The organism is Legionella tucsonensis, assembly GCF_001468035.1.
Taxonomy (GTDB): Bacteria; Pseudomonadota; Gammaproteobacteria; order Legionellales; family Legionellaceae; genus Legionella; species Legionella tucsonensis.
Genome location: NZ_LNZA01000001.1, coordinates 1,900,231 through 1,922,316, shown reverse-complemented (window position 1 = coordinate 1,922,316; position 22,086 = coordinate 1,900,231). Strand labels below are relative to the sequence as shown.

Sequence of the window (22,086 nt, the reverse complement as noted above, 5' to 3'; positions counted from 1 at the left end):
GCAAGATGAATAATATAATTTATGGTTTTATTTATGCCAATAATTAAGGATCAAGGCACATACCCTAATGACATGCGGTCTTAAAGTAATCGATACATAACCAGATACTCTACATGCGAATATTTTATCTGGGATTTTGTTTCAAAGATAAAGGAAGGAATGATGAATAAGGAGTTTCTGGAGAATATCACCTTTGACGAGTTAACCTTGGGACAGCAGGCCAGTTTAAATAGGACGCTAAAACAAGAGGACATTTCGCTTTTTGCGGTTATGTCCGGTGATGTGAACCCTGCTCATATGGATCCTGAATTCGCCAAAAGCGATATTTTTCGTGGTATTGTTGGCCATGGCATGTGGTCAGGATCCCTTATTTCCGCACTGCTTGGAACAGTTTTCCCTGGTCCGGGGACGATTTATCTTGAACAGGATATTAAATTTAGAAAACCAGTGCGTATTGGAGACAACATCACCATCACGCTCATCGTGCGAGATAAATTTCCTGACAAGCCCATCGTAACTTTTGATTGCAAGGGCGTGAATCAACGCGGAGAAACAGTTATTGAAGGATTAGCTACGGTTCTTGCGCCGACTAAAAAAATACGAGTGGCAAGAGCTGATCTGCCGCACATTGAAATTCATAATCACGACCGTTTTCAGACCATCATTCAATCTTGCCAGAATGTGGATGCTATCTGCACAGCTATTGTTCATCCCGTAAAGGCTAATGTGCTCACAGCAGTAGCTGATTCCGTGAAGGCTAAGCTGATTATCCCTATTTTAATTGGCCCAATGGCAAAGATTAAGGCGGCTGCGCAAGAGGCAGACATTGATATCTCCCAATGGAAGCTCATTAATACAGAGCATAGCGATGCGGCAGCTAGTAAAGCAGTAGAGTTGGCAGCCACAGAAAAGGTCGATGCCATCATGAAAGGCTCATTGAGTACCCATGAGTTACTAGCAGCAGTTGTCCCTGCCACATCCAATTTACGCACCAAATATCGTATTAGCCACGCTTATGTCATGGACGTTCCTTCTTATCATAAACCGCTTATTATCACGGATGCCGCCATCAATATCATGCCAAATGCTGTAGAAAAAGCAGATATCTGTCAAAACGCAATTAATCTTTGGCGTGTCTTGTTCGGTGAAGATAAAAAACCCAAAGTAGCTATTCTTTCGGCTATAGAGCTCGTGAGCCCTAAGATGCAAGCGACAGTAGATGCAGCAACCCTATGTAAAATGTCTGATCGCGGACAAATCACCGATGGTATTCTTGATGGGCCTTTAGCCTTTGATAATGCCATTAACAAGCAGGCAGCAGACGACAAAGGAATTGTATCGCCTGTTGCGGGGGATGCTGATATTTTAGTCGTCCCCGAAATTGAGTCGGGCAATATTCTTGCTAAGCAATTGACTTTTCTTGGGCATGCTGATGCTGGCGGTATTGTTTTGGGGGCACGTGTACCCATTATTTTGACGAGTCGAGCTGATTCATTACGAACTCGACTCTTGTCCTGCGCCTTGGCGGTTAAAATGGCTGCAGCACGCAAGGCAGGAAAGATAAAATGACAGATAAGACGAAAAACAGTATTCTGATGCTTAATATCGGCTCTTCAAGTGTAGTCTTCGCAAGACACTTTTCGTTGAATCGATCAAATAATCACTCGCATATTTTTTTATTGTTAAGGACTTGTTAGGATAAGAGTGATGACTCTTTTTTTATTTAGGGATAGCCCATGACATTAAGTAATATATTGATTGCCAGCGATTTCTCAAAACATGCCGATTGGGCTTCGCAACGCGCTATTGATTTAGCAAAATCAAACCAGGCTAAAATTCATTTCCTCCATGTTGTAACACCACCATTAAGTAGCATTGTGCCGTCTTCAGATACTGAATTGCAACCCAATTTTTTGTCTGAAAAAAAAGAAATCGAAGAGCAGATTTTAAAGAAATTAAAAGATAATCATCATAAACATTTTGCCAACATTTCAGTGGTATTGGGTAGAGCTTCTGATGAGGTGGTCAGATATGCTGATGAAAATCATTGTAAATTGATTATTGTGGGTGCCCATGGCCGTTATTATATTAATGATTATGTTTTAGGTACGACTTCTGGCTCAATTATCAGGCAAAGTCATGTTCCTGTGTTGCTAGTAAAAAGAGAACCTGATTTTACTTATGGCAGGATACTGATAGCAACGGACCTTTCTGAAGCAAGCAAAGAGACGGTGCAATTTACGTTTAACTGTTTTCCTAATGCCACTTTTCAGTTGTTACATATCGTTGATGTTTATTATCGACAATTCTTGAATCCAAATGATTTGGATGAGGAATTCACAGACACTAAACATCCTAAAATAAAAAATATTCTTGAAAAACTGGATGTTTTTCTAAGCCAATGTCAAGTTGATAAAAGCAAGTTCGAGAAAAAAATTATTGGCGGTTATTATGCTGATGCCATTATCGAGCAAGCCAATAAATGGAGTGCGGATTTGTTGGCATTTGGCACACAGAGTAAATCAGGACTACATTACTTACTTATGGGGAGTGTTGCCAAACGGATTCTCCATCTTAGCTCTGTGGATATGCTTGCTGTTCCTCCACAGGCTTCATCTTCATCGTGATTAAGAAAGCAGGTTGAACTTTTATTTTCCGGTTTTTATTGAATTGCTTTCTGATAGTTCCATGATTATTTCAACTGCACGGGTTGCTGCATCATGAAATGGCTGAAAAATGACATCAACCCCTATGTTTTTTAATAATTCCATTTCAGAAGTGTGATGTGTGGTTACTGCGATGCGGCTGGAGATATTCGCCTGCTTTAACGTTTCGGTCAAAATAATCCTAGGATCTTGATGGGTCACTCCAAGTATGTGTTGTGGAATTGTACAAATAATCCATTTCACCTGATTTAAAGGTAAGGAAGCGACGAATTCGATATCGCAAGCATCACCATAGATTGCATCATAACCATGAAACACCCACTCTCTGACTTCATCGGGATTAAAATCAACTGCCAATACGTTTATTTTTTTCTCAATTAATAACTTTGTTATCGCTTTACCAAAACGACCCAATCCAAAAATGACAATATCATAGTTGTTTTTGTTTATTAAAGAATGAGTTTCTATTTTTTCCCGATAGGGAATTGTTCGTTCAAAAAAGGAAAGGCCTGGTTCTAACCAACGATAAAGAGTTTGTGAATAAGTTATCATGTACACCGAAAGCGCAATAGTAATCAGACCAACAAGTGTGACTAACCCTAACGAATCCGTTGAAACATGACCTAATGTTACCCCCATTGCCATAAACACCAACGAAAACTCACTGATTTGTGCCACAGTCAATCCAGCCAAAAAACCTGTGCGTTTGCGATAACCCATCACACCCATGATGGCCAACACGATGAGTGGATTTCCAATTAAGACAAATAAAGAGAATACGATTGCCGGAGTAACTTGATGTCCAAGTTGGTTTAAACTCAGTTGCGAGCCCAACGCAATAAAGAAAAAAAGTAATAGAAAGTCACGCAAAGAAGAAAGTCTTGCGGCAATAGTGTCTCTGATTGGCGTTGAAGCCAATGAGATACCCGCAATCAGTCCTCCTAACTCTTTGCTAAAGCCAAAATAACTGCCTAAAGTAGCCATGAGTGCCGCGAAGGCTATGGCAAAAATAATCAATAATTCCGGTGAATGAGCTATACGATTAATCAAAGGATTAGCCAGATAACGGATAAATACACCAACAAAGGTTAAAAGCGTTATACTGTATAAAAAGATCATTGCGATATGTGTTGTAAAGCCAACACTGTTTTCCTGGCTGCCAATACCAAAGGCAGATAAGGTTATCATGGCCAAAACAACCACCAGATCTTGTACAATGAGAAATCCAATCGCAATACGACCATGAAGCGAATCTACCTCATGTTTGTCTGAAAGCAGTTTGACAATAATAATGGTACTGGAAAACGTCAGCGCCACAGAAACATAGAGTGCGGCTATTGAATCCATGCCGAGGCCTTTTGCAATAAAAAAACCAATCAAGGAAGTAAACAGGACTTGTCCAAGTCCTGTAGCTATGGAAACTAGGCCTAATGTTTTTATTAAATTGAGATCCAGTTTCAGGCCGACAAGAAAAAGTAATACAGCAATCCCTAATTCAGCCAATAGTTCAATGTGCTCATGAGATTGTACTATCCCCAAAAAAGTAGGGCCCACCAGAATACCTACAGCGATAAAACCAACAACCATTGGCTGTCGAAGCAGCAGACAGACAAAACCTATAATGGTTGCCATCATAAGAAGCGAAGTCAGTTCATAAAAAGGAGAAACATGTATAAATGACCAATCCATCATAGGACTTTATTCCCATAAAGAGTATTTTCTTCTGCACTGACATGTCTTATAGCACTTATCCTTAAGCGAAGTTGTTTTTCAATTTCAATTACAGCAAAAAATAGTGCTCCAGTTACAACGATAAGTATCCCATCCCCAAAGGGTATGTTTTCAGTAACAAATAGTGTTTGTAGCGGAGGGAAATAGGTGATTGCAAACTGTGCCACAGTAATCACGATGACTGCCATCCAAACCACTTTGGTTCCTTGAACTGCTTTCCATGTGAGTGAGGTGCTATAAATGTTGCGAATATAAAACAAATGAAAAATTTCAAGAACAACCAAGGTGTTCAACGCGATTGTGCGTGCCAACTCAAGCGAGTAACCCCTATCGAGTGCATAAAAATAGATACCAAAGACCCCACAAATGAATAGAATGGAAACCAGAATAATATGCCAGACCAAACCTCCGGTTAGCAGAGGTTCACTTCGAGGACGCGGTGGACGACTCATGGTCCCTTCTTCAGTAGGTTCAAAGGCTAGGGCAATGCCAAGCGTCACGGCAGTAATCAAATTAATCCATAAAATTTGAATAGGCGTTACCGGTAAACCCAATCCCAAGAGCAGTGCTAAAATAATGGTCATTGCCTCACCCGCATTAGTAGGTAAGGTCCAGCTGATGACCTTTTTGATGTTGTCATAAACGGTACGTCCTTCACGAACAGCGGCGACAATAGAGGCAAAATTATCATCCACCAGTATAAATTCAGCTGCTTCCTTGGCGACTTCGCTGCCTTTTCTGCCCATGGCGATTCCAGCATCCGCTCGTTTCAATGCTGGGGCATCATTCACCCCATCGCCGGTCATGGCCACAGTCATGCCATGTGCTTGTAATGCCATAACCAGTCTTAATTTATGTTCTGGACTGGTGCGGGCAAAAATATCTGTCTCCAATACAGCATTTCTGAGTATTGCATTATCCATGTTATCCAAATCAATGCCCGTCAGTACTTTTTCCAAATTCCTAAGCCCTATTTGCCGACCAATGGCAAGCGCGGTACTGGCATGATCCCCTGTAATCATTTTGACTGCAATACCTGCTGCATGGCATTGTGCTACCGCCGAAATGGACTCAGGCCTTGGAGGATCAATTAGGCCAACCATCCCAAGTAAAGTCAAACTGCTTTCAACATCGGCAAATTCCAAAACGGTGTGTTCTGGCTTTGTTTTTTTAACTGCGAAAGCCAGTACACGCTGCCCTCTTGCGGCGATTTGCTCCATTTTTTCCTTCCAATAAACCTCATTTAAAGGTTGTAACTCTTCTTGATCAGTTTGTTGACTTTGGCACATCTTCAAAACTTGCTCAGGGGCTCCTTTAACAAAGATAGTCGCATGCTTCAAATGGTCATGATTTAAGGTGGCCATGAAGCGATGTCTTGCATCGAAAGGAATCACATCGGTACGTGCCCATGATGCGTTTTCTTCTTGTAGACCAAGCCCTGTTTTACCAGAAAATGTAAGTAAAGCGCCTTCCATGGGGTCGCCTTCCACAGTCCATATTCCTTCCTGTTCATGAAGTACGGCATCATTACAAAGCAGTGCAGCATGCGCGATTTTCTTAAGCACAGGATGCTCGTTGCTGTCAATCACCTGTTCGTTTAAGGTAATCGTTCCTTGAGGTTCGTAACCGATGCCATCCAAAACAAACAGGTGATTACTGGTTAAGACCGAAGATACCATCATCTCATTTTGGGTCAGGGTACCGGTTTTATCGGTACAGATAACCGATACGGAGCCCAATGTTTCAATTGCGGGAAGACGGCGTACAATGGTGTGTCGCCGCGCCATGACTTGCACGCCAATGGCTAGGGTAATTGAAAGAACTGCGGGAAGGCCTGCTGGAATAGCCGCAACCGATAAACCAACGACTGCCATAAACAATTCACTAAATGGATGATGCTGGACAAAATAACCATAAGCAAGAAGTAGTGCGGCAATCAGTAGGATAAATAAAGTGAGCCATTTTGCAAACAGCCCCATTTGTATAACTAGTGGTGTAGTTAATGACGCTACTTTTGACAGCAGCTTACTAACATGTCCAATTTGGGTGGACGAGCCTGTTGCTACAACAATGCCTTTGCCTTGGCCATTGGTTACCAAGGTTCCGCTAAACGCCATGCAAGTCCGGTCACCTAATACAGTATCGGATGGGACAGGATGAATGTGTTTTTCAACTGGAATGGATTCGCCAGTTAATATAGCTTCCTGAATGGTTAGTCCATGAGATTTTATTAAGCGTAAATCGGCTGGAACTTTGTCTCCTGCTTCCAGCACAATAATATCGCCTGGCACCAGTGTTTCACCAGCAATACGCCGTCGCTTTCCATTTCGTACTACATTTGCAGAAGGAGACAACATTTTTCGAATTGCATCCAGTGCTTTTTCTGCTTTTCCTTCCTGGATAAAGCCTATCAGAGCATTAATAACGACGACGGCTATAATAACCGCAGTGTCTACCCAGTGTTGCAAGATAAAGGTCACCAAGGAAGCACCTAATAACACATAGATAAGTATGTTGTGAAACTGGAGTAAGAAGCGAAAAAAAGTACTTTTCCTCTTGGGTTCAGGTAAGCGATTGAAGCCATAAACTTTCAATCTGTTTTGAGACTCCTCCTCACTTAGGCCGAATTCTGTGGTATTTAATGTTGCAAAAGTTGTTTCTGTGGATTGCTCATGCCAGCATGATTCCGAGATGATGTTTTTTTGTTCTGCCATAATTCTTTTTCCTGATTAGTAGGCTTTTACCGGTGAAATAAAGCCAAGAGGCTTTAATGCCAATAATGAACAATCAATTTTCTGCAGGATGTTTTCTGCTGTATTGCCAATAATAAATCCCGATATCCCTGTACGTGCGACGGTACCCATCACCAAAATATCGATTTTTTTATGGGTTATGATGGCAGGGATAACCTCTTCCGGTTGCCCTTTTGGATGTTCTATATGATATTCCCCAGAAATTGGCGACCGCTTAATTAATTCTCGCAGCAGCAATCCATGAGCATGTTGCTCCTCAACCACCATTTTATCGAGTTCATCTTCAGAGATTTTTAACCATACATTGTCGCGTAAATAATGTTCAAGCACAAACTCCCAGCAAGAAAGGATGCTTAATTTCCCTTGATAAAAGGTATTTAATGAATGAGAAAGCTCCAGTAAGCGAAGCGATAAATCCTGTGCGGCAGGCTCTTCATCTGTTGGGTCGACAGCGACTGCAATTCGAATGTCTTGTAGCGTGTGTTTAAGCGGACGATAAAGAAATAAAGCACAAGGACACTTGCGCAATAACTCCATGTCCAAGGCTTTAAAACCTTTCATACCTTCTGGTGTTTCAGCGGCTTTAATGAGGAGGTCATGAGAATGCTTAAGAACATGACGAATGATTCGAATATCGGGTGTAGTACCACAATCTACTTCAATATCTATGGGGATTTTCTTTTTAGAGAACCCAAGCTCTGATTTTGCCGAGTGAATGGCTTTATTTATTTTGTCAATCAACGACTCTTCATAAGAAGTTTTATACTCACTCAGGGAATCAGGGAAAGGAGGGCAGATAACTAGGATACGAAGTTGTGCCTGGTTCTCATAAGCTAATTTCATTGCCACTTGTAAGGCTTCTGTTTCATCCTTAACCCCATGGCTGATGAATAAAATATTATGGAATCGTTGCATTACTTACTCCTCCTTGAAACGATTTATTTAAGAAGCCATGGTTCAACCATGCTGAACCATGGCTTCTAGGTTTTTTTACATGTACTGGCCGCCATTCACATCCAGATTGGCCCCAGTAATAAAACCTGATGCTGGGGATGCTAAAAAGGCAACGGCTTCTGCAATATCTTGTGGTAGGCCCAAGCGCCCAACCGGTATTGCTGAAATTATAGTATTTAATACGTCTTCTCGCATTGTGCTCAGCATAGGTGTTTCAATGTAGCCAGGTGAGATGGTGTTTACCGTAATACCTTTGCTCGCCACCTCAAGCGCCAAGCTTTTAGTAAAGCCAAACATTGCAGCCTTGGTTGCCGCGTAGTTACATTGACCAAACTGACCTTTACGCCCGTTAATGGAGGAAATGGAGATAATCCGTCCGTATCCTCTCTCAAGCATGGCAGTCAAGGTGTTGCGTGTCATGTTAAATACACTGGTTAGATTTGCATCCAATACGGATTGCCATTGCTCTGGCGACATCTTTTTTAAACTGGAATCCTGGGTTAGGCCTGCATTGTTAACCAATACATCAATTCGGCCATAGCGTTCCATGACTAACGAAACGAGTTTTTCACAATCATCAAACTGTGTAATATCCGCATACAGTATATTAATCTCAAAGCCTGCTTTTTGTTGAGCTTTTTGCCACTGAATTGCCTCATTGTGATTGCCATTTTTGAAGTAACAGGCAATAACGGAATACTCTGTTGCTAATCGTTGACAGATTGCGGTCCCAATCCCGCCCGTACCACCAGTAACAATGGCTATTTTTTTCTCCATGATAATCCTCCTTAATAAAATCAGTTTGTCAGCATAATAATGTATTTTAAGCTAACCTTTGGACGAAGTCCTTTTTAGCATTAAAAATCCAACTAATCCTGATATAAACGAACCAAAAACCACCCCTATTTTAACCATGGGCATTAAACTTGAAACATTGTTTTGGTACGCTAAAGTACCAATAAAAAGACTCATGGTAAAGCCAACGCCACAAATGAGCGCAATACCATAGACTTGAGCGAGGCTCACCTTATCTGTTTTAAGAAGTTTTTTGAACTTAACAAAATAACCTAAGGAGATGAAAATGCCGAATTGTTTGCCAAGAAATAATCCTAATCCGACTCCCAGTACGATAGGATGGGTAAACATTGATAAATCAAGTCCTATAAAGGTGACGCCAGCATTAGCGAATGCAAATAGAGGAAGAATTAAAAAGACAACCCAGTGATGCAGGCCATCTTCCAGCCGGGCCAGCATGGATTGCTTTCCCTCATCAGGAATAGTCATGGCAATTACAATGCCTGCAAGTGTTGCATGAACGCCAGACTTTAACACCGCAATCCATAGGGCAACCCCAAAAAGCATGAACACTGAAATACGGCGGCATTTAAAATAATTTAAGCTAATTAAAATTAAGGTAAACAAAAAAGCCAGTGATAGAGAAAGTAGTGATAGTTTCTTGGTATAAAACAGGGCAATAATGACAATCGCTGCAATATCATCAAAAATGGCAATGGCAGTCAGTAAAATTTTGAGTGAAAAAGGAACGCGTGAGCCTAAAAGAGACACAATTCCCAAGGTAAAGGCAATATCGGTAGCGGTGGGGATTGCCCACCCTTTAAGATACACTGGATTGTGTGCATTAAAAAAAACAAAAATTAATGCAGGAAAGAGCAAGCCACTTAATGCCGTAAGGGCAGGAACCAAAAGATTTGTTTTGTTATTTAAAATTCCTCGATTGATTTCCCGTTTTATTTCAAGGCCAATCAATAAGAAATATATGGCCATTAATCCATCATTAATCCATAAAAGCAGCGGTTTTTCTATAGACAGAGTCCCAACAGAGACATTGCCACTAACACTTAAAAAATGCTCATAACTAATACGATATGGGGAGTTTGCAACAATAATTGCAAACATAGCAGCAATAAATAATAAAATACCACCCAGTGTTTCTAAGCTATAAAAAGAATCTGATTTTTTCATGAATTTATTTTGGAATTTATTAAAAAATCAAGTGTACTTGGTGTTGTCGTTCGACACAATTCCGGGTGAGAGTAAATTGAAAATCCTCAAGCACAAATAAATGCTACATCAATTGCATCAAGTGGGATACTTTTTCCTAGTATGTATTCGCTAAGGATAATGAAGTAATACTTAATACCTAATTTATAAAATTACTTGCTTGCGCAATGAGAAACAAAAGCTGTTTTTTCGGAATGTCTTGAGAGAATCAGACTGGAAAAATCCTAATGTATGCTGCGTAGTGTTGTCGTATAAAAATCGTTATGTGTTCAGATAATTTACAATAAAATCAAATTGATACAATTAACATCCGAAAAATCATCCTTGTAATATAATACAATAAATGGCACTCTATCATGGTTGCCTGCTGTTACAACGTTGATTGTTTTTGATAGACGAAAAAGTTACTTTCAGTAGCCTGGCTTAATCTACTAAAAACTATCGAATCCAGTATTTATTAAATTGATTCTAAGTTTAATATTAGAGTATGGTCTTTTGTATTTTTCAAAAGCTGGACTTTCAAGGGTAATCAAAAATGCCAAAGTCTAAGTACTTTGAAGCTATATCGCGATTAGATAACGCTGCTAGTTATACTGATATTTCTTCAGAAGTTGTAGAAAAACTTAAATATCCTCAATTTTGTTTTGAGATTTCAATTCCAGTTAGGATGGACGATGGAGGATTAAAAATTTTTTCTGGGTATCGTGTCCATCATAATAATATCCGTGGGCCTATGAAAGGTGGCGTGCGCTTTCATCCAAAAGTTGATTTGGAAGAAATGAAAACGCTTGCGTTTTGGATGACGGTTAAATGCGCTGCCATAGGTATTCCTTTTGGCGGTGCTAAAGGTGGTGTTGTTGTTGATACTAAAAAATTATCACGAATGGAACTGGAACGGTTGAGCCGATCTTATATTGAGCTTGCAGCTGATTTCATTGGCCCTGACAAAGATATTTTAGCACCGGATATGTACACCAATGCTGTGGTCATGGGCTGGATGATGGATGAATATGCCAAGATTGTTCGGCATGCTGCACCTGCCGTAGTTACAGGGAAACCTATTTCATTAGGTGGTAGTTTTGGTCGAGATAATGCGACTGGTGCTGGTGCATCCTATTGCATTCAAAAAATCGCAGAAAAGAAAAAGTGGAAGCCGCAAGAGAAAACGGTTGCCATTCAAGGTTTTGGTAATGCAGGGCAAAGCATCGCCAGATTGCTCTATGAGCAGGGGTATAAAATTATTGCTGTGAGTGATTCTAAAGGGGGGATTTACAATGCAAAAGGATTTGATATACCAACTCTTATTAATGAAAAGAGCAGCGATAAAAATGTCAATGATCTATTTTGTAAAAAATCCATTTGCGATATTGCCAATGCAGACAAAATTTCCAATGAAGATTTATTAGAGCTAACTGTCGACTTATTAATTCCTGCAGCTATCGAGGATCAAATAACGAAGCAAAATGCTTCGCGAGTTAAAGCTCAAGTAATTGTAGAAATTGCAAATGGCCCTACAACTATTGCAGCTGATCTCATATTAAAAGAAAAAGAAATATGGGTAGTACCCGATGTATTAGCAAGCGCTGGTGGTGTGACTGTAAGCTATTTTGAGTGGATACAAAATAAATCAGGAGATTATTGGTCACTTGATAAAATACAGAAGAGGTTGCAAAATGTTATGTTCAAAGAGTTTGACAATATTTATCAGTTGATGCAACGTCACCAAATCGATATGCGTACTGCTGCTTATATTCAAGCGCTAAATCGATGTGCTGAAGCTATTTCAGCACAAGGAACCCACGAATTTTTTTTGAAAGAATAAAATATTAAAAGTAGATACACTATTTGCTGCCATAAAAAATTTTATATTCAAATTCAGAACAAATTGTTCATTAATTTCAAAATGGGCTTGTCCGGTTTTTCGACATGTATTCCTTTTAATATTGGATTAGATGAAACCATAAGTGTAATGACACAATCAGCAATCTAATACATTTTTTGAAGTGGCGGTAATGATAGAGCAGTAATAAAAGCAGCTTAAAGCAGTTGCAAAGAAGAATAAAGGTATTATCATATTAGAACATACTAATATTTGAGATTCACCATGCCTGCTAGAAAATTAATTTCCGAGAAAATGGCAGAATTCTTAAATGCAATAGCTCACCAACACCGAATTCGAATTATTGAAGAGCTGCATGGAGGTGAACGCAACGTCAACGGTCTTCAAGTAATTTTAGGAACGAGTCACTCGGTAGTATCACAGCATCTATCTATTTTAAGGGCCAACAAGGTAGTCAAACAACGCAAAGAAGGGACTCAAGTTTATTATCAATTAGTTCAACCTGAATTAGCGAACTGGTTACTTCAAGGACTTGCTTATCTTGAGGGTGGATTGAAATCTGATGAAACCATCCGCTCCGCGGTTAATGAAGTAAAGAATATATGGAGCTATACTCCTAGGTAATCCTTTAAGGATGAGTGGTCAAAATACATAAAATATCATGTTCTAGACACTTAAAAAGCCTAAGTTTATCTAACAATCAGGAAGAAATATATGCTCATCTATGGAGATATTTAACATGTTCAAAGAATTCAAAAGCGACCTTATAGCTAGTATTGTAGTATTCTTTGTAGCTTTACCATTATGTCTTGGCATTGCCCTTGCATCTGGAGCTCCTTTATTTTCTGGTATCATAGCAGGGATAGTTGGTGGGATTGTAGTTGGTGTAGCCAGTGGCTCGCAACTAGGGGTTAGCGGACCTGCAGCAGGGTTAGCTGTTATTGTATTTGCAGCCATCAATACATTAGGCTCTTGGCCAACATTCTTGTTGACAGTTGTTCTAGCCGGTACTATTCAACTTATTATGGGTTTTGCAAAAGCTGGATTTATCGCTTATTTTTTCCCTTCTTCAGTTATAAAGGGAATGCTTACCGGTATAGGTATATTGATTATTTTAAAACAGATCCCTCATGCCTTAGGTTATGATAATGATTTAATTGGCGATCTTTCATACTATCAAGCGGATGGTGAAACCACGCTTGCCTCTATTCGTAGTGCATTGAATTCGTTTACACCGGGTGCAATTTTAATTTCTACCTTATCGATAGTACTATTGATATTTTGGGAAACTATTTTAGCGAAAAAACATAAGATTTTTCAATTAATACAAGGCCCTATAGTCGTTGTGTTAATGGGAATTGTCATGAACTTGATGTTTCAGTCTAATATATTAAATTTTAGTTTAGACACAGACCATTTAGTGAGGCTCCCTGTTACAAACAATTTAATCGATTTTTTCAAACAATTTACTTTCCCAGATTTTTCTGCAATAACTCATTTTCAGGTCTGGAAAATAGCGATTGTTTTAGCCATTGTTGCAAGCCTGGAAACATTGCTTTGTGTAGAAGCCACTGACAAATTAGATCCTTTTAAAAGAGTAACACCGACAAACAGAGAATTAAAAGCTCAAGGACTTGGTAATATAGTATCGGGATTGTGTGGTGGATTACCTATCACCCAGGTCATTGTTCGTAGCTCTGCAAACATTGCATTTGGCGGAAAAACCAAGCTTTCTGCAATATTTCATGGCATTTTCTTATTAATCAGTGCTGCTACTATTGCTAAATTTTTAAATTTGATTCCTCTTGCAAGTCTTGCCGCTATACTCATTATAATAGGCTATAAGCTAGCTAAACCTGTTTTGTTTAAACAATTATATCAATTAGGCTCCGAGCAGTTTATCCCTTTTATGGCTACCGTTGTGGGTATTTTGGCAACTGATTTATTAAGAGGAATTTGTATTGGTATAGCTTTTGGTATTTTTTACACCTTACGTCACAGTTATAACAATGCCTATTACATGAAAAATATAATCACCAAGGAAAATGAGCATACAATTCATCATCTCGTATTGGCAGAAGAGGTATCTTTCTTTAATAAAGCCAGCATCATTCAAGCTCTGGATTCCATCCCACCTCATTCAAAAGTGATTATTGATTGTTCAAATTCAAAGTCTATTGCCTATGATGTAGTTGAATACATACGCGATTACAGAGTAAACGCAAAGCTGAAAAATATTACTGTTGAAACAATCGATTTGATTGAGCACACTTAATACTCAGACCTCTACTTTAGGAGAATGAAAAATGAAAACATTGACAAAAGAAATGCAAAAAGCTATTACACCTGCAATTGCATTGCATTTATTACAAGAAGGGAACAAACGATTTGTAAATAACTTGAAAGTTAATCGCAACCTGCTGCAGCAGGTTAATGAAACCTCTGATGAGCAAAATCCCTTTGCAATCATTTTAAGTTGCATTGATTCCCGCACTTCTGCTGAGTTAATTTTTGACCAGGGGTTAGGCGATGTATTTAGCGTACGCATCGCAGGAACCATCATTAATGAAGATATTTTAGGCAGTATGGAGTTTGCTTGTAAAGTAGCCGGGGCTAAGTTAATAGTGATTTTAGGCCATACGAAGTGTGGCGCAATAAAAGGTGCATGTGATCATGTAGAAATGGGCAGTTTGACCGCCTTGTTAAGTAAAATACAACCTGCTGTTAGAGCTGAAAAAACTACAGTCGAAAACCGCACCTCAAGTAATGAGGAGTTTGTAGAAAAGGTTACAGCTATTAATATACAAAGAACGGTGCATGCTGTTATGGAACGTAGTCCCATTTTAAAAGGCCTTATTGAAACAGGCGAGTGTGGAATTATTGGTGGCAATTATGATATTTCGACAGGTAATGTAATTTTTAATGAAGATACTAAATTCGGTTTTTTTAAGACAGAACCCGATGATTTTCATCTTTCTTAAAATACCATGTCAATAAGAGCAAACTTTAGGTTTCTTTTTATACTGCATTGGCCCGTTGTATATTTTCATAACAAGATAGGCTATAGCGTTGTCGATCGATATTAAATACCTATAATTCGTCACATATTCAACAGCATTTATAAAAGGCAATCTTGCGATGTTAATTATTTTTGGTGGGTTGCCTGGAACAGGAAAAACGACGATTTCTAAAATTATAGCTAAGCGTTTAAAGGCAGTATACCTGAGAGTAGATACCATTGAGCAGTCTTTAATTAACATAGAAGGCTATCCTGACTCATTGATAGTCGGATCAGAGGGGTACTTAATCAGTTATGCAGTCGCACGAGAGAATTTAGCCTTAGGTTTAAATGTTGTGGCCGACTCGGTTAATCCGATTGCTATAACACGTCAAAAGTGGCAGCAGGCAGCAAAACAAACTGGATCAGATTTTATTGAGATTGAATTAATTTGTTCAGATAAAAGAATGCATCAAAGTCGGGTAGAGGGGCGCATAGCAGATATAGAGAACCATAAACTGCCTACCTGGCAAGCCGTTTTGGATCGTAATTATGAGCCTTGGGAAAGCAAGCAAATTGTGATTGACACGTCAAAGTATTTAATCGATGAGTCAGTGGGGATAATTATGGGTTTTATTGCTTCAAAGTGAATGAGTCCTTAATTCGCCTAATTCAGATTTTCCCAAAAATTAACAATGAGAATTTTTTATGAAAACAGTTTGTGTATAACCATAAAAGAAATCAGATGAAATTCATTTCTCTTTAAATCATTTAATAAGTACTTAAGTTTGATTCGTTACCTATCTGTTTCTTCCCAAGTATAATCTTGTGCATTCGGATAATCGCAGTGATAACCATAGAAGCTATCGTCTTTATCATCTGGGGATGTTGTTTTAATCCATACACCATTTTTTGGTTTAACAAAGGGTTTTTCTGGTATTTTTCTGAGGCGGCTTCCCGATCTGTATATGCAACCAAATTTGATGACACGGTCAGTTGTGCTCTTACCGAAACTAACAAAAATAGTCGAATCTTTTGAGATTCCTCCGAAGTCCATATATTTCCATCCATCTCTGCGAGCCTCCTCTTCACTGAATGGACAGTGATCGGACGCGCTAATGCTGCTGGTGCTAATTATGATAAGGTATGCGGTGAATATGATTTTTTGTATCATGAGTACACTTTTTTAAGTAAGGATTGTGTTTTTGATTCTACCTATCGAGTGTTTAAGTGGTAAGTACACAATGACAGCAACCTCTTAATGAAGTATAAATACATGAGACATAGTTATTTGTGTCGTTAAATTGTGGAGCTCATAGATATTATGGAAAAATTCTTTTGGTTTTCTCTCCCTATTACTTTGATGATTATCTATTTATTTGTGCGCGCCTTTATTGGGAAACCAATGAAAAGAAGAGACATAAATATGATCTCGGCAATCTATTTAATTTTTTATTTACTCATTACTGCCGGCTTGGGGCTATTCTGGGTAGCACGCATGGACTTGCCCGCCTTTGATTTACATTATCTGTTTGGTTATTGCTTGCTATTTTTAGTTTTTGTCCATCTTTGGTTTCAACTTCCCCTAGTTTCTAACTGGCTAAAAAGAAATAGCCCTTCTGTTCTGCTTGATGAAACACATACTCAATGGAAGTCATGGGTCAAAAAAATCTTTTTAATTATCATAACGATAATCGCTTATTCCGCGATAACGACGATCGTGTATGAATTTATTACTCCAGCAACAATACCTCTTATTGAGAATAACCCGGAAATATCCAGTGGTCATCGAATCTGGTTTACCACTGGAGAAAAGAAAGTAGATTCCATTAGCTATATACACCATCAAGGAGATCTCACTCGTAGTACTGTCTTTGCCCTTAGGTTTAATATTGACAAGCCGAAGGAATTTAAAAATTATCCTAATTATCCAGTGACTGCTCTGCCGGTACCTAGTAAGCGTTCAGGAACTTCGCTGAGTCAAAGTTTATCCCAAGCACAATCAAATTCTGTAACCTTTTTGAATTTACAGAATTTATCAGACATTCTTTATTATTCAAGCGGGGTAACAGATAGGCTAAATTATCCTGGAGGGCAATTACTGCTGCGCGCCGCTGCATCAGCAGGTGCACTATATCCCAATGATTTATACGTTGCTGCGATAAATGTGAAGGGGCTTAAGGCTGGTATTTATTATTATCACCCAGCGAATCACAATCTGACGCAAATCGGCAATCAGCAATCACTTCAATCTCTTTCCCTGGCAAGTCCTTATCCTGACATACAAAAAAATACCTTAGCCATTATTATTATCACGGCCAATTTTGACCGTACTATTTGGAAATATCGGGAGCGTTCTTTTCGTTACATATTGCCGGATGCCGGGCATATTTTGGGCAATCTTGCGGTTGCATCCTCTTCAATACATCTACCTTATGTAAGTACATCCTTTTTTGATGATGAACAAATGAAGACCGTCCTGAGTTTATCACCGCAAAATGAGGGCGTTTTATCCATGGTTGTACTCGGAAAGAATAAGCTCACTGAACGAGTAACAATACCACAATTCACCTCAGAAGCCCTGCCCAAGGAGATTCAAGATATTGAACTGACTCGTCTTTCATATAAGCTAACCTCTGTACAATGGAAAAAAGGATCAATGAAAACTCCTAAGACTGATGTGACAAAATATCAGGATGATATCCCCACTGCTGATGCGCTTATTCAATTACCACTTGGTTCAGCAGCAAAAGAAGATACTTTTACTATTATTAAAAATCGCCGATCATTTCGTCAGTTTTCTAACCGAGAGGTTAGTCTCGACGATTTTGCAGGTGTAATCCGCCAGTCCTTTGCTCCTCTTAGGAATCCACATAATGTTGAAGATGGCAGTCGCGTTGAACTATTCGTAATAGTTTCTAAGGTAAAGGATTTGGCTAAAGGTGTTTACCGGTATATTCCTGAAAAAGCTGCTTTAGAGAAAATCAGAGCGGGTGATTTCTCAAAAAAAATATATCAAGCAGGGCTTTCTCAGGAGCTTCTTGAACGAGCTGCTTTTGTTATTGCCTGGAGTGTTGATCTCAGTCGGATAGGGTTGCTGCATGGAGAAAGAGATTACCGGTACGCCAATTTAGAGTCTGGCATAGGCGGAGAAACAACCTATCTCGCCTCCCAAGCACGAGGATTAGGAGCTTGCTCGGTAGGCGCATTTTATGATGAGGAATTGCGAGCTATTCTTAATACTCAAGAGACTGAGAAACATGTGCTCTTGTTAACTGCAGTGGGTAATAGATAGGTTTCTAGAGGACGAGGTCAGCGATTTGCCGGTCCTTTTTTCACCAAAATATCCTGGTTATAAGTGATTTTTGTTAGTCAATTCAGTATAAAGGGTTGATGTATTCCAGTTTGCAAGCAAATGGCTACGTGTAGTGTGGTTCTTGGGTAGACTCATTAGTAAATCGGAGCAACTTGAATTAAACATTTATAAGATTACTATTCATCACAGGACAGAATTCTGCATCTTCCACTGTTGCGGCTCAAGTGCTTCTAAAGTTAGTTTCACAGAAAGAAAAAGCTTAAATTTTGAGAGTTTCGAGATAAGTAATAGAGGGATTTTTTTGTAGAAAAAATGTGAGCATTATCATGGTAAACAATGATTTTGTGAAGAATTCATAATCTCACGCATCGCTGCATTATCTGATAAAGACTCACGAATCTGCTTAAAGGTTTTATTGCCAGAGGTTGTAAAAGCTTTTAGTAAAAAAGCAATATTTTCATCGTAATTGAAATTTTGAGAAGAAATAATATCTTTTATTTTCATAACGGACATTACAACTTCCGACTCATTCGCAGGATTCAATTTCGAAAGGATGTCTCTTAATTGTTTAATTATCTCAGGTGGGTTACCATCATTAGTGTCAAATATTTTATCATTCAATAAAGCCTTTACTGCCAATATATTGTTCGCCCTTTCTTCGGGTTGAATCATACTGACATTTAGTCTTGTTTTTATCGAATTAAAACTAGTACTAACAGGGTTAGCAATTATCACTGCGATTAATTTTTGCCGATCTACTAAGGGAATTTTTAACTGTTCAATATATTGCCTTATATTCATGTTTTTATAAGTAAAATCCTCTAGGGAGGGGTACCATCTAGCTAGTATTTTAATGGATTCAATATCTCCAGCATCAGCTGCTTTAAATAGCAATGGTTTTTCCTGAACATCTCCTGTCCACTCAGTTTCATAATATCTTTTCTCTGTTAAATACCTTGGGTCTTCAGCCAATTTGCACTCAAGCAAAAAACTCAATGCAGCGTGGTTTTTTTGAGAAAGTGCACGCTCAATTGGGGTAAATCCATAGATGTCTTTTTTATCAATGGCACTAGGGTTTTCATAGTAATTTTTTTTTGTTTCTTCTATATTGTCATACATAACCATATAGTGGAGTGGGGAAAATAAATCTGAAAAATGATGTTCTGGTGGCTTGAAATCAGAGATATTTGTTGCGTTTAAATCGTTCGTCTTATCATAACTGGCAATATAAGCGAAATTAAAGTGTTCAGCCTCCCTTACTTTAGAATAAAACTCAACAAAATCTTCTGTAGTAGCAAATTCCTCCAATTCATAAGGTAAATTACTATCATAAAATAACCAGGTATTCTGCGGGGTCAATATTAATGCGGTTTCGTGATTTTTTGCTCTATCTAGAAATTCAACCATAACGTTTGGAATTGTTTTGTTAAATTCTAACAATTCTGTTAATTGGTTTTTAGTGAATGTAGACAATATTGGCACGTTATAATCATCTAACGCAGGGCCAAGGGGGTATATGATTGATTCATTTGAATTACTTTTTACGACATCAAACAGTTTCTCCCGCTCTTTCATTCCTGTTTTGGATACTGTTGAAAGATTATGATGTTTAAACCAAGCTATATCATTTAAAAATTGCTCTATAACTTCAGTTGTATTTTTATATTTTGCTGCTAAACGTGCAGGGAGAGGCGAATCCTGATTTACCACTGTTCGTAAAATATCAAAAAATTCATCCTTTCTTCCTTGTTTGCAATAAATTAAAAATAAAAATCCTAAGCCTGTGCACATTCCGGATATATTAAGATATTTATTTGTCTCTCTGTGCGGGTTATTGTTTCTTGAGTACTCATTCAGTATAGGCAGAAATATGTTTTGTGATATATTGATAAATCTGCGGCTCTCAGCGGGGGCACCAGGGATACCTTTTAAAAGGGAAAGAAGCACTGGGTTATCAAGCGCTTGATCCATGTCAAGGGGGGTTCTTCCAAAAACATCACGAGCATTGACCATTTCGTTAATAGGGCAAAGTGGACTATCAATTATAAAACGGACAATATCGAGGTTTCTGTTACTAAATTTAATGGCAATATGTAATGCATTTAAGCCATAAGTGTTGGTTTGTAAAGGGTTTGGTGTAAGCTCAAACCATCTATGGAGAATATTTAGATTTCCTCCTTCTATTGCTGCTCCTAATAAGAGTGCATTGTATTTCGGATCAATTTTGCCATTGGTTTTTGCTAAAAGCTCCTCAAATAATGTCTCATCACCTTTTTGTGCAGCCCCAATGAGTGCTTTATGCTCTTCAACTTCTCCAGGTTCAATAATCTCTTCTTTCCGTTCCATAATCAATATCTCACATAGAATAGTTTACTCTTTATTTTAGTATAAAAAATAAGCAATATCAGGTAGGAAATCCTAATCCCAACATATATTTGCTAATTTTTTTCATAGTAAATTTAAGCATGGAGAGGTAGTGTTGACCAAGGCCCGACGCTTGCTAGCTCAAGGGTTTTTCCTGTACCCGTTTGTCATGCGAGCGAATTTTAGTCAGGTGTTTTGAGTGGAGGCCACTTATGGTTATTGTGCATCCAAGGGTGAAACATACTATGGGTTTAAAAGTAATTTATTGATCAATTCGGATGGGCGCATTACAGGAGTTACTCTATCACAAGCTCATGTTGACGAACGGAAATCTTTATGGGATCTAGTTGATGGGGTACATGGGATGATTATTGCAGATAAAGGATTAATCAGTTCTGATTATCAAAACGAATTACGAGAATATTCAGGGATTGATTTACAAACTGCTGTGCGTTCTAATATGGAAGATAAACTAGGAAAATACTTTATTAAGTGGTTAACATCTACCAGACGTCTTGTTGTGAATCATCATAGGCCAATTAACAGATCGGTTCCAGATTGAAAAAAGGAAGAGTTCAAAAGCTTTGGTATTAACCAACCGCATTGCAAGAAAGGTGTCGGCGTATAACACCATAGAAACGATTATTCAGAATAAGCAGGCAAGGTTAATTTTAATCAAGCAGAACTTAGATTTAAGCAATACTATTTTAATATAAGGGCATTGGCTTGAATAATATTAACTGGGAGAGCACATATGATATACAAACATATTTTAGTAGCCGTGGACAAAAGCAATGCTTCTAATTTGGCACTACAAGAAGCCGTGCGCCTGGCGAACGATCAAAACGCTAAGCTGCGAATCATTTACATAGTGGAAGAAGTCGTTGTTAATTCTGCTGAAAAACGCGTTTCTTTTGATACGCTTTGGAACGTTTATAAAGAAGATGGACAAGATTTTTTAAACGTAATTAATGAGAGACTAAAATCATCCAATATCAAATATGAAACTTTTTTGATAGAGCTTCCTCTTTCTGAAGGCGACCTTGCTGATAAAGTTATGGCTGAAGCACAGTCCTGGCCTGCAGATATCCTTGTACTTGGGACGCATGGACGGCATGGAGTCAAGCGGTTTTTTATTGGTAGTGTCGCAGAAAGTGTTGTGCGGATAGCAACCTTGCCTGTACTTTTAATTCGTGGTTAACACAGGTGTAGTAGTTCAAACTTGATCTGACAGTTGCCGGTTTTTCAGAAGTGTCTGTCAGGTCAAATTTAGTTTATAAATTTTTCCATCCAGATTTGTTTGCTATCCATCAAAGTTTGCATTGGGGTACGTCCACAACACATTTTACCCTGATGAGTTCGCTCATTATTATAATATTGCAACCATTCGTCCAGATCTTTTTGCAACTCATCCATTGCTTCATATATTTTCTTACGAAATG

The 22,086-nt window shown here is 38.6% G+C and carries 17 protein-coding genes and 1 pseudogene; 10 read left to right on the top strand and 8 right to left on the bottom strand.

Annotated elements, in window-relative coordinates; all coding sequences use genetic code 11:
- The first annotated feature begins 162 nt into the window (after positions 1–162).
- Positions 163–1,569: a bifunctional enoyl-CoA hydratase/phosphate acetyltransferase gene (locus tag Ltuc_RS08420; RefSeq protein ID WP_058520831.1), complete on the top strand. Its 1,407-nt coding sequence runs from the start codon at positions 163–165 to the stop codon at positions 1,567–1,569.
- Between the two features lie 167 nt (positions 1,570–1,736).
- Positions 1,737–2,627, top strand: coding sequence for a universal stress protein (locus Ltuc_RS08415; protein WP_058520830.1), 891 nt, complete (start codon positions 1,737–1,739; stop codon positions 2,625–2,627).
- A 21-nt stretch (positions 2,628–2,648) separates the two neighbouring features.
- Here the strand turns inward: Ltuc_RS08415 and Ltuc_RS08410 are convergent, their stop codons facing one another.
- The 5 genes from Ltuc_RS08410 to nhaA all read right to left on the bottom strand — a co-directional run bounded on the left by Ltuc_RS08410 (position 2,649) and on the right by nhaA (position 10,087).
- Positions 2,649–4,358, bottom strand: coding sequence for a cation:proton antiporter (locus Ltuc_RS08410; RefSeq protein WP_058520829.1), 1,710 nt, complete (start codon positions 4,356–4,358; stop codon positions 2,649–2,651).
- Positions 4,355–7,111 (bottom strand): cation-transporting P-type ATPase, encoded by a 2,757-nt coding sequence (locus tag Ltuc_RS08405; protein ID WP_058520828.1) that lies wholly within the window; start codon positions 7,109–7,111, stop codon positions 4,355–4,357. The genes Ltuc_RS08410 and Ltuc_RS08405 overlap by 4 nt, the downstream gene beginning before the upstream one ends.
- A 15-nt stretch (positions 7,112–7,126) precedes the next feature.
- Positions 7,127–8,065, bottom strand: a complete 939-nt coding sequence (locus tag Ltuc_RS08400) for a universal stress protein (RefSeq protein WP_058520827.1) — start codon at positions 8,063–8,065, stop codon at positions 7,127–7,129.
- A 75-nt stretch (positions 8,066–8,140) separates the two neighbouring features.
- Positions 8,141–8,881 carry an acetoacetyl-CoA reductase gene (gene phbB / locus Ltuc_RS08395; protein ID WP_058520826.1) on the bottom strand — a complete coding sequence of 247 codons (741 nt, stop codon included), beginning with the start codon at positions 8,879–8,881 and terminating at the stop codon, positions 8,141–8,143.
- Positions 8,882–8,932: 51 nt separating this feature from the next.
- Entirely contained in the window at positions 8,933–10,087 is a 1,155-nt protein-coding gene (nhaA, locus tag Ltuc_RS08390; RefSeq protein WP_058520825.1) for a Na+/H+ antiporter NhaA, read from the bottom strand.
- Between the two features lie 574 nt (positions 10,088–10,661).
- Between nhaA and Ltuc_RS08385 the strand changes: the two genes are divergently transcribed.
- The 5 genes from Ltuc_RS08385 to Ltuc_RS08365 all read left to right on the top strand — a co-directional run bounded on the left by Ltuc_RS08385 (position 10,662) and on the right by Ltuc_RS08365 (position 15,614).
- Positions 10,662–11,948: a Glu/Leu/Phe/Val family dehydrogenase gene (locus tag Ltuc_RS08385; RefSeq protein WP_058520824.1), complete on the top strand. Its 1,287-nt coding sequence runs from the start codon at positions 10,662–10,664 to the stop codon at positions 11,946–11,948.
- A 282-nt stretch (positions 11,949–12,230) separates the two neighbouring features.
- Positions 12,231–12,590: an ArsR/SmtB family transcription factor gene (locus tag Ltuc_RS08380; protein ID WP_058520823.1), complete on the top strand. Its 360-nt coding sequence runs from the start codon at positions 12,231–12,233 to the stop codon at positions 12,588–12,590.
- 115 nt (positions 12,591–12,705) lie between these two features.
- Positions 12,706–14,241, top strand: coding sequence for a SulP family inorganic anion transporter (locus Ltuc_RS08375; protein WP_202972328.1), 1,536 nt, complete (start codon positions 12,706–12,708; stop codon positions 14,239–14,241).
- Positions 14,242–14,272: 31 nt separating this feature from the next.
- Positions 14,273–14,947 (top strand): carbonic anhydrase family protein, encoded by a 675-nt coding sequence (locus tag Ltuc_RS08370; protein WP_058520821.1) that lies wholly within the window; start codon positions 14,273–14,275, stop codon positions 14,945–14,947.
- A gap of 157 nt (positions 14,948–15,104) precedes the next feature.
- The gene (locus Ltuc_RS08365) at positions 15,105–15,614 is read left to right on the top strand and encodes a P-loop nucleotide/nucleoside kinase family protein (protein ID WP_058520820.1); all 510 of its coding nucleotides are present in this window, start codon (positions 15,105–15,107) and stop codon (positions 15,612–15,614) included.
- 146 nt (positions 15,615–15,760) lie between these two features.
- Here Ltuc_RS08365 and Ltuc_RS08360 read toward each other — a convergent pair whose 3' ends face one another.
- Positions 15,761–16,138: a hypothetical protein gene (locus Ltuc_RS08360; protein ID WP_133138240.1), complete on the bottom strand. Its 378-nt coding sequence runs from the start codon at positions 16,136–16,138 to the stop codon at positions 15,761–15,763.
- 150 nt (positions 16,139–16,288) lie between these two features.
- On the opposite strand from Ltuc_RS08360, the gene Ltuc_RS08355 reads away from it, so the two are divergent.
- Entirely contained in the window at positions 16,289–18,259 is a 1,971-nt protein-coding gene (locus Ltuc_RS08355) for a SagB/ThcOx family dehydrogenase (protein ID WP_058520818.1), read from the top strand.
- A gap of 345 nt (positions 18,260–18,604) precedes the next feature.
- On the opposite strand, the gene Ltuc_RS08350 is transcribed toward Ltuc_RS08355, so the two are convergent.
- Positions 18,605–20,626 (bottom strand): ankyrin repeat domain-containing protein, encoded by a 2,022-nt coding sequence (locus Ltuc_RS08350; protein ID WP_058520817.1) that lies wholly within the window; start codon positions 20,624–20,626, stop codon positions 18,605–18,607.
- 168 nt (positions 20,627–20,794) lie between these two features.
- On the opposite strand from Ltuc_RS08350, the pseudogene Ltuc_RS15030 reads away from it, so the two are divergent.
- Together Ltuc_RS15030 and Ltuc_RS08340 are read left to right on the top strand one after the other, a co-directional pair.
- A pseudogene (locus Ltuc_RS15030) lies at positions 20,795–21,270 on the top strand (IS982 family transposase); the annotation flags it as partial.
- Positions 21,271–21,398: 128 nt separating this feature from the next.
- Positions 21,399–21,845 (top strand): universal stress protein, encoded by a 447-nt coding sequence (locus tag Ltuc_RS08340; RefSeq protein WP_058520815.1) that lies wholly within the window; start codon positions 21,399–21,401, stop codon positions 21,843–21,845.
- 68 nt (positions 21,846–21,913) lie between these two features.
- Here the strand turns inward: Ltuc_RS08340 and Ltuc_RS15025 are convergent.
- Positions 21,914–22,086, bottom strand: a 173-nt coding sequence (locus tag Ltuc_RS15025; RefSeq protein WP_157064611.1) for an IS3 family transposase, incomplete at its 5' end; no start/stop codon positions are given.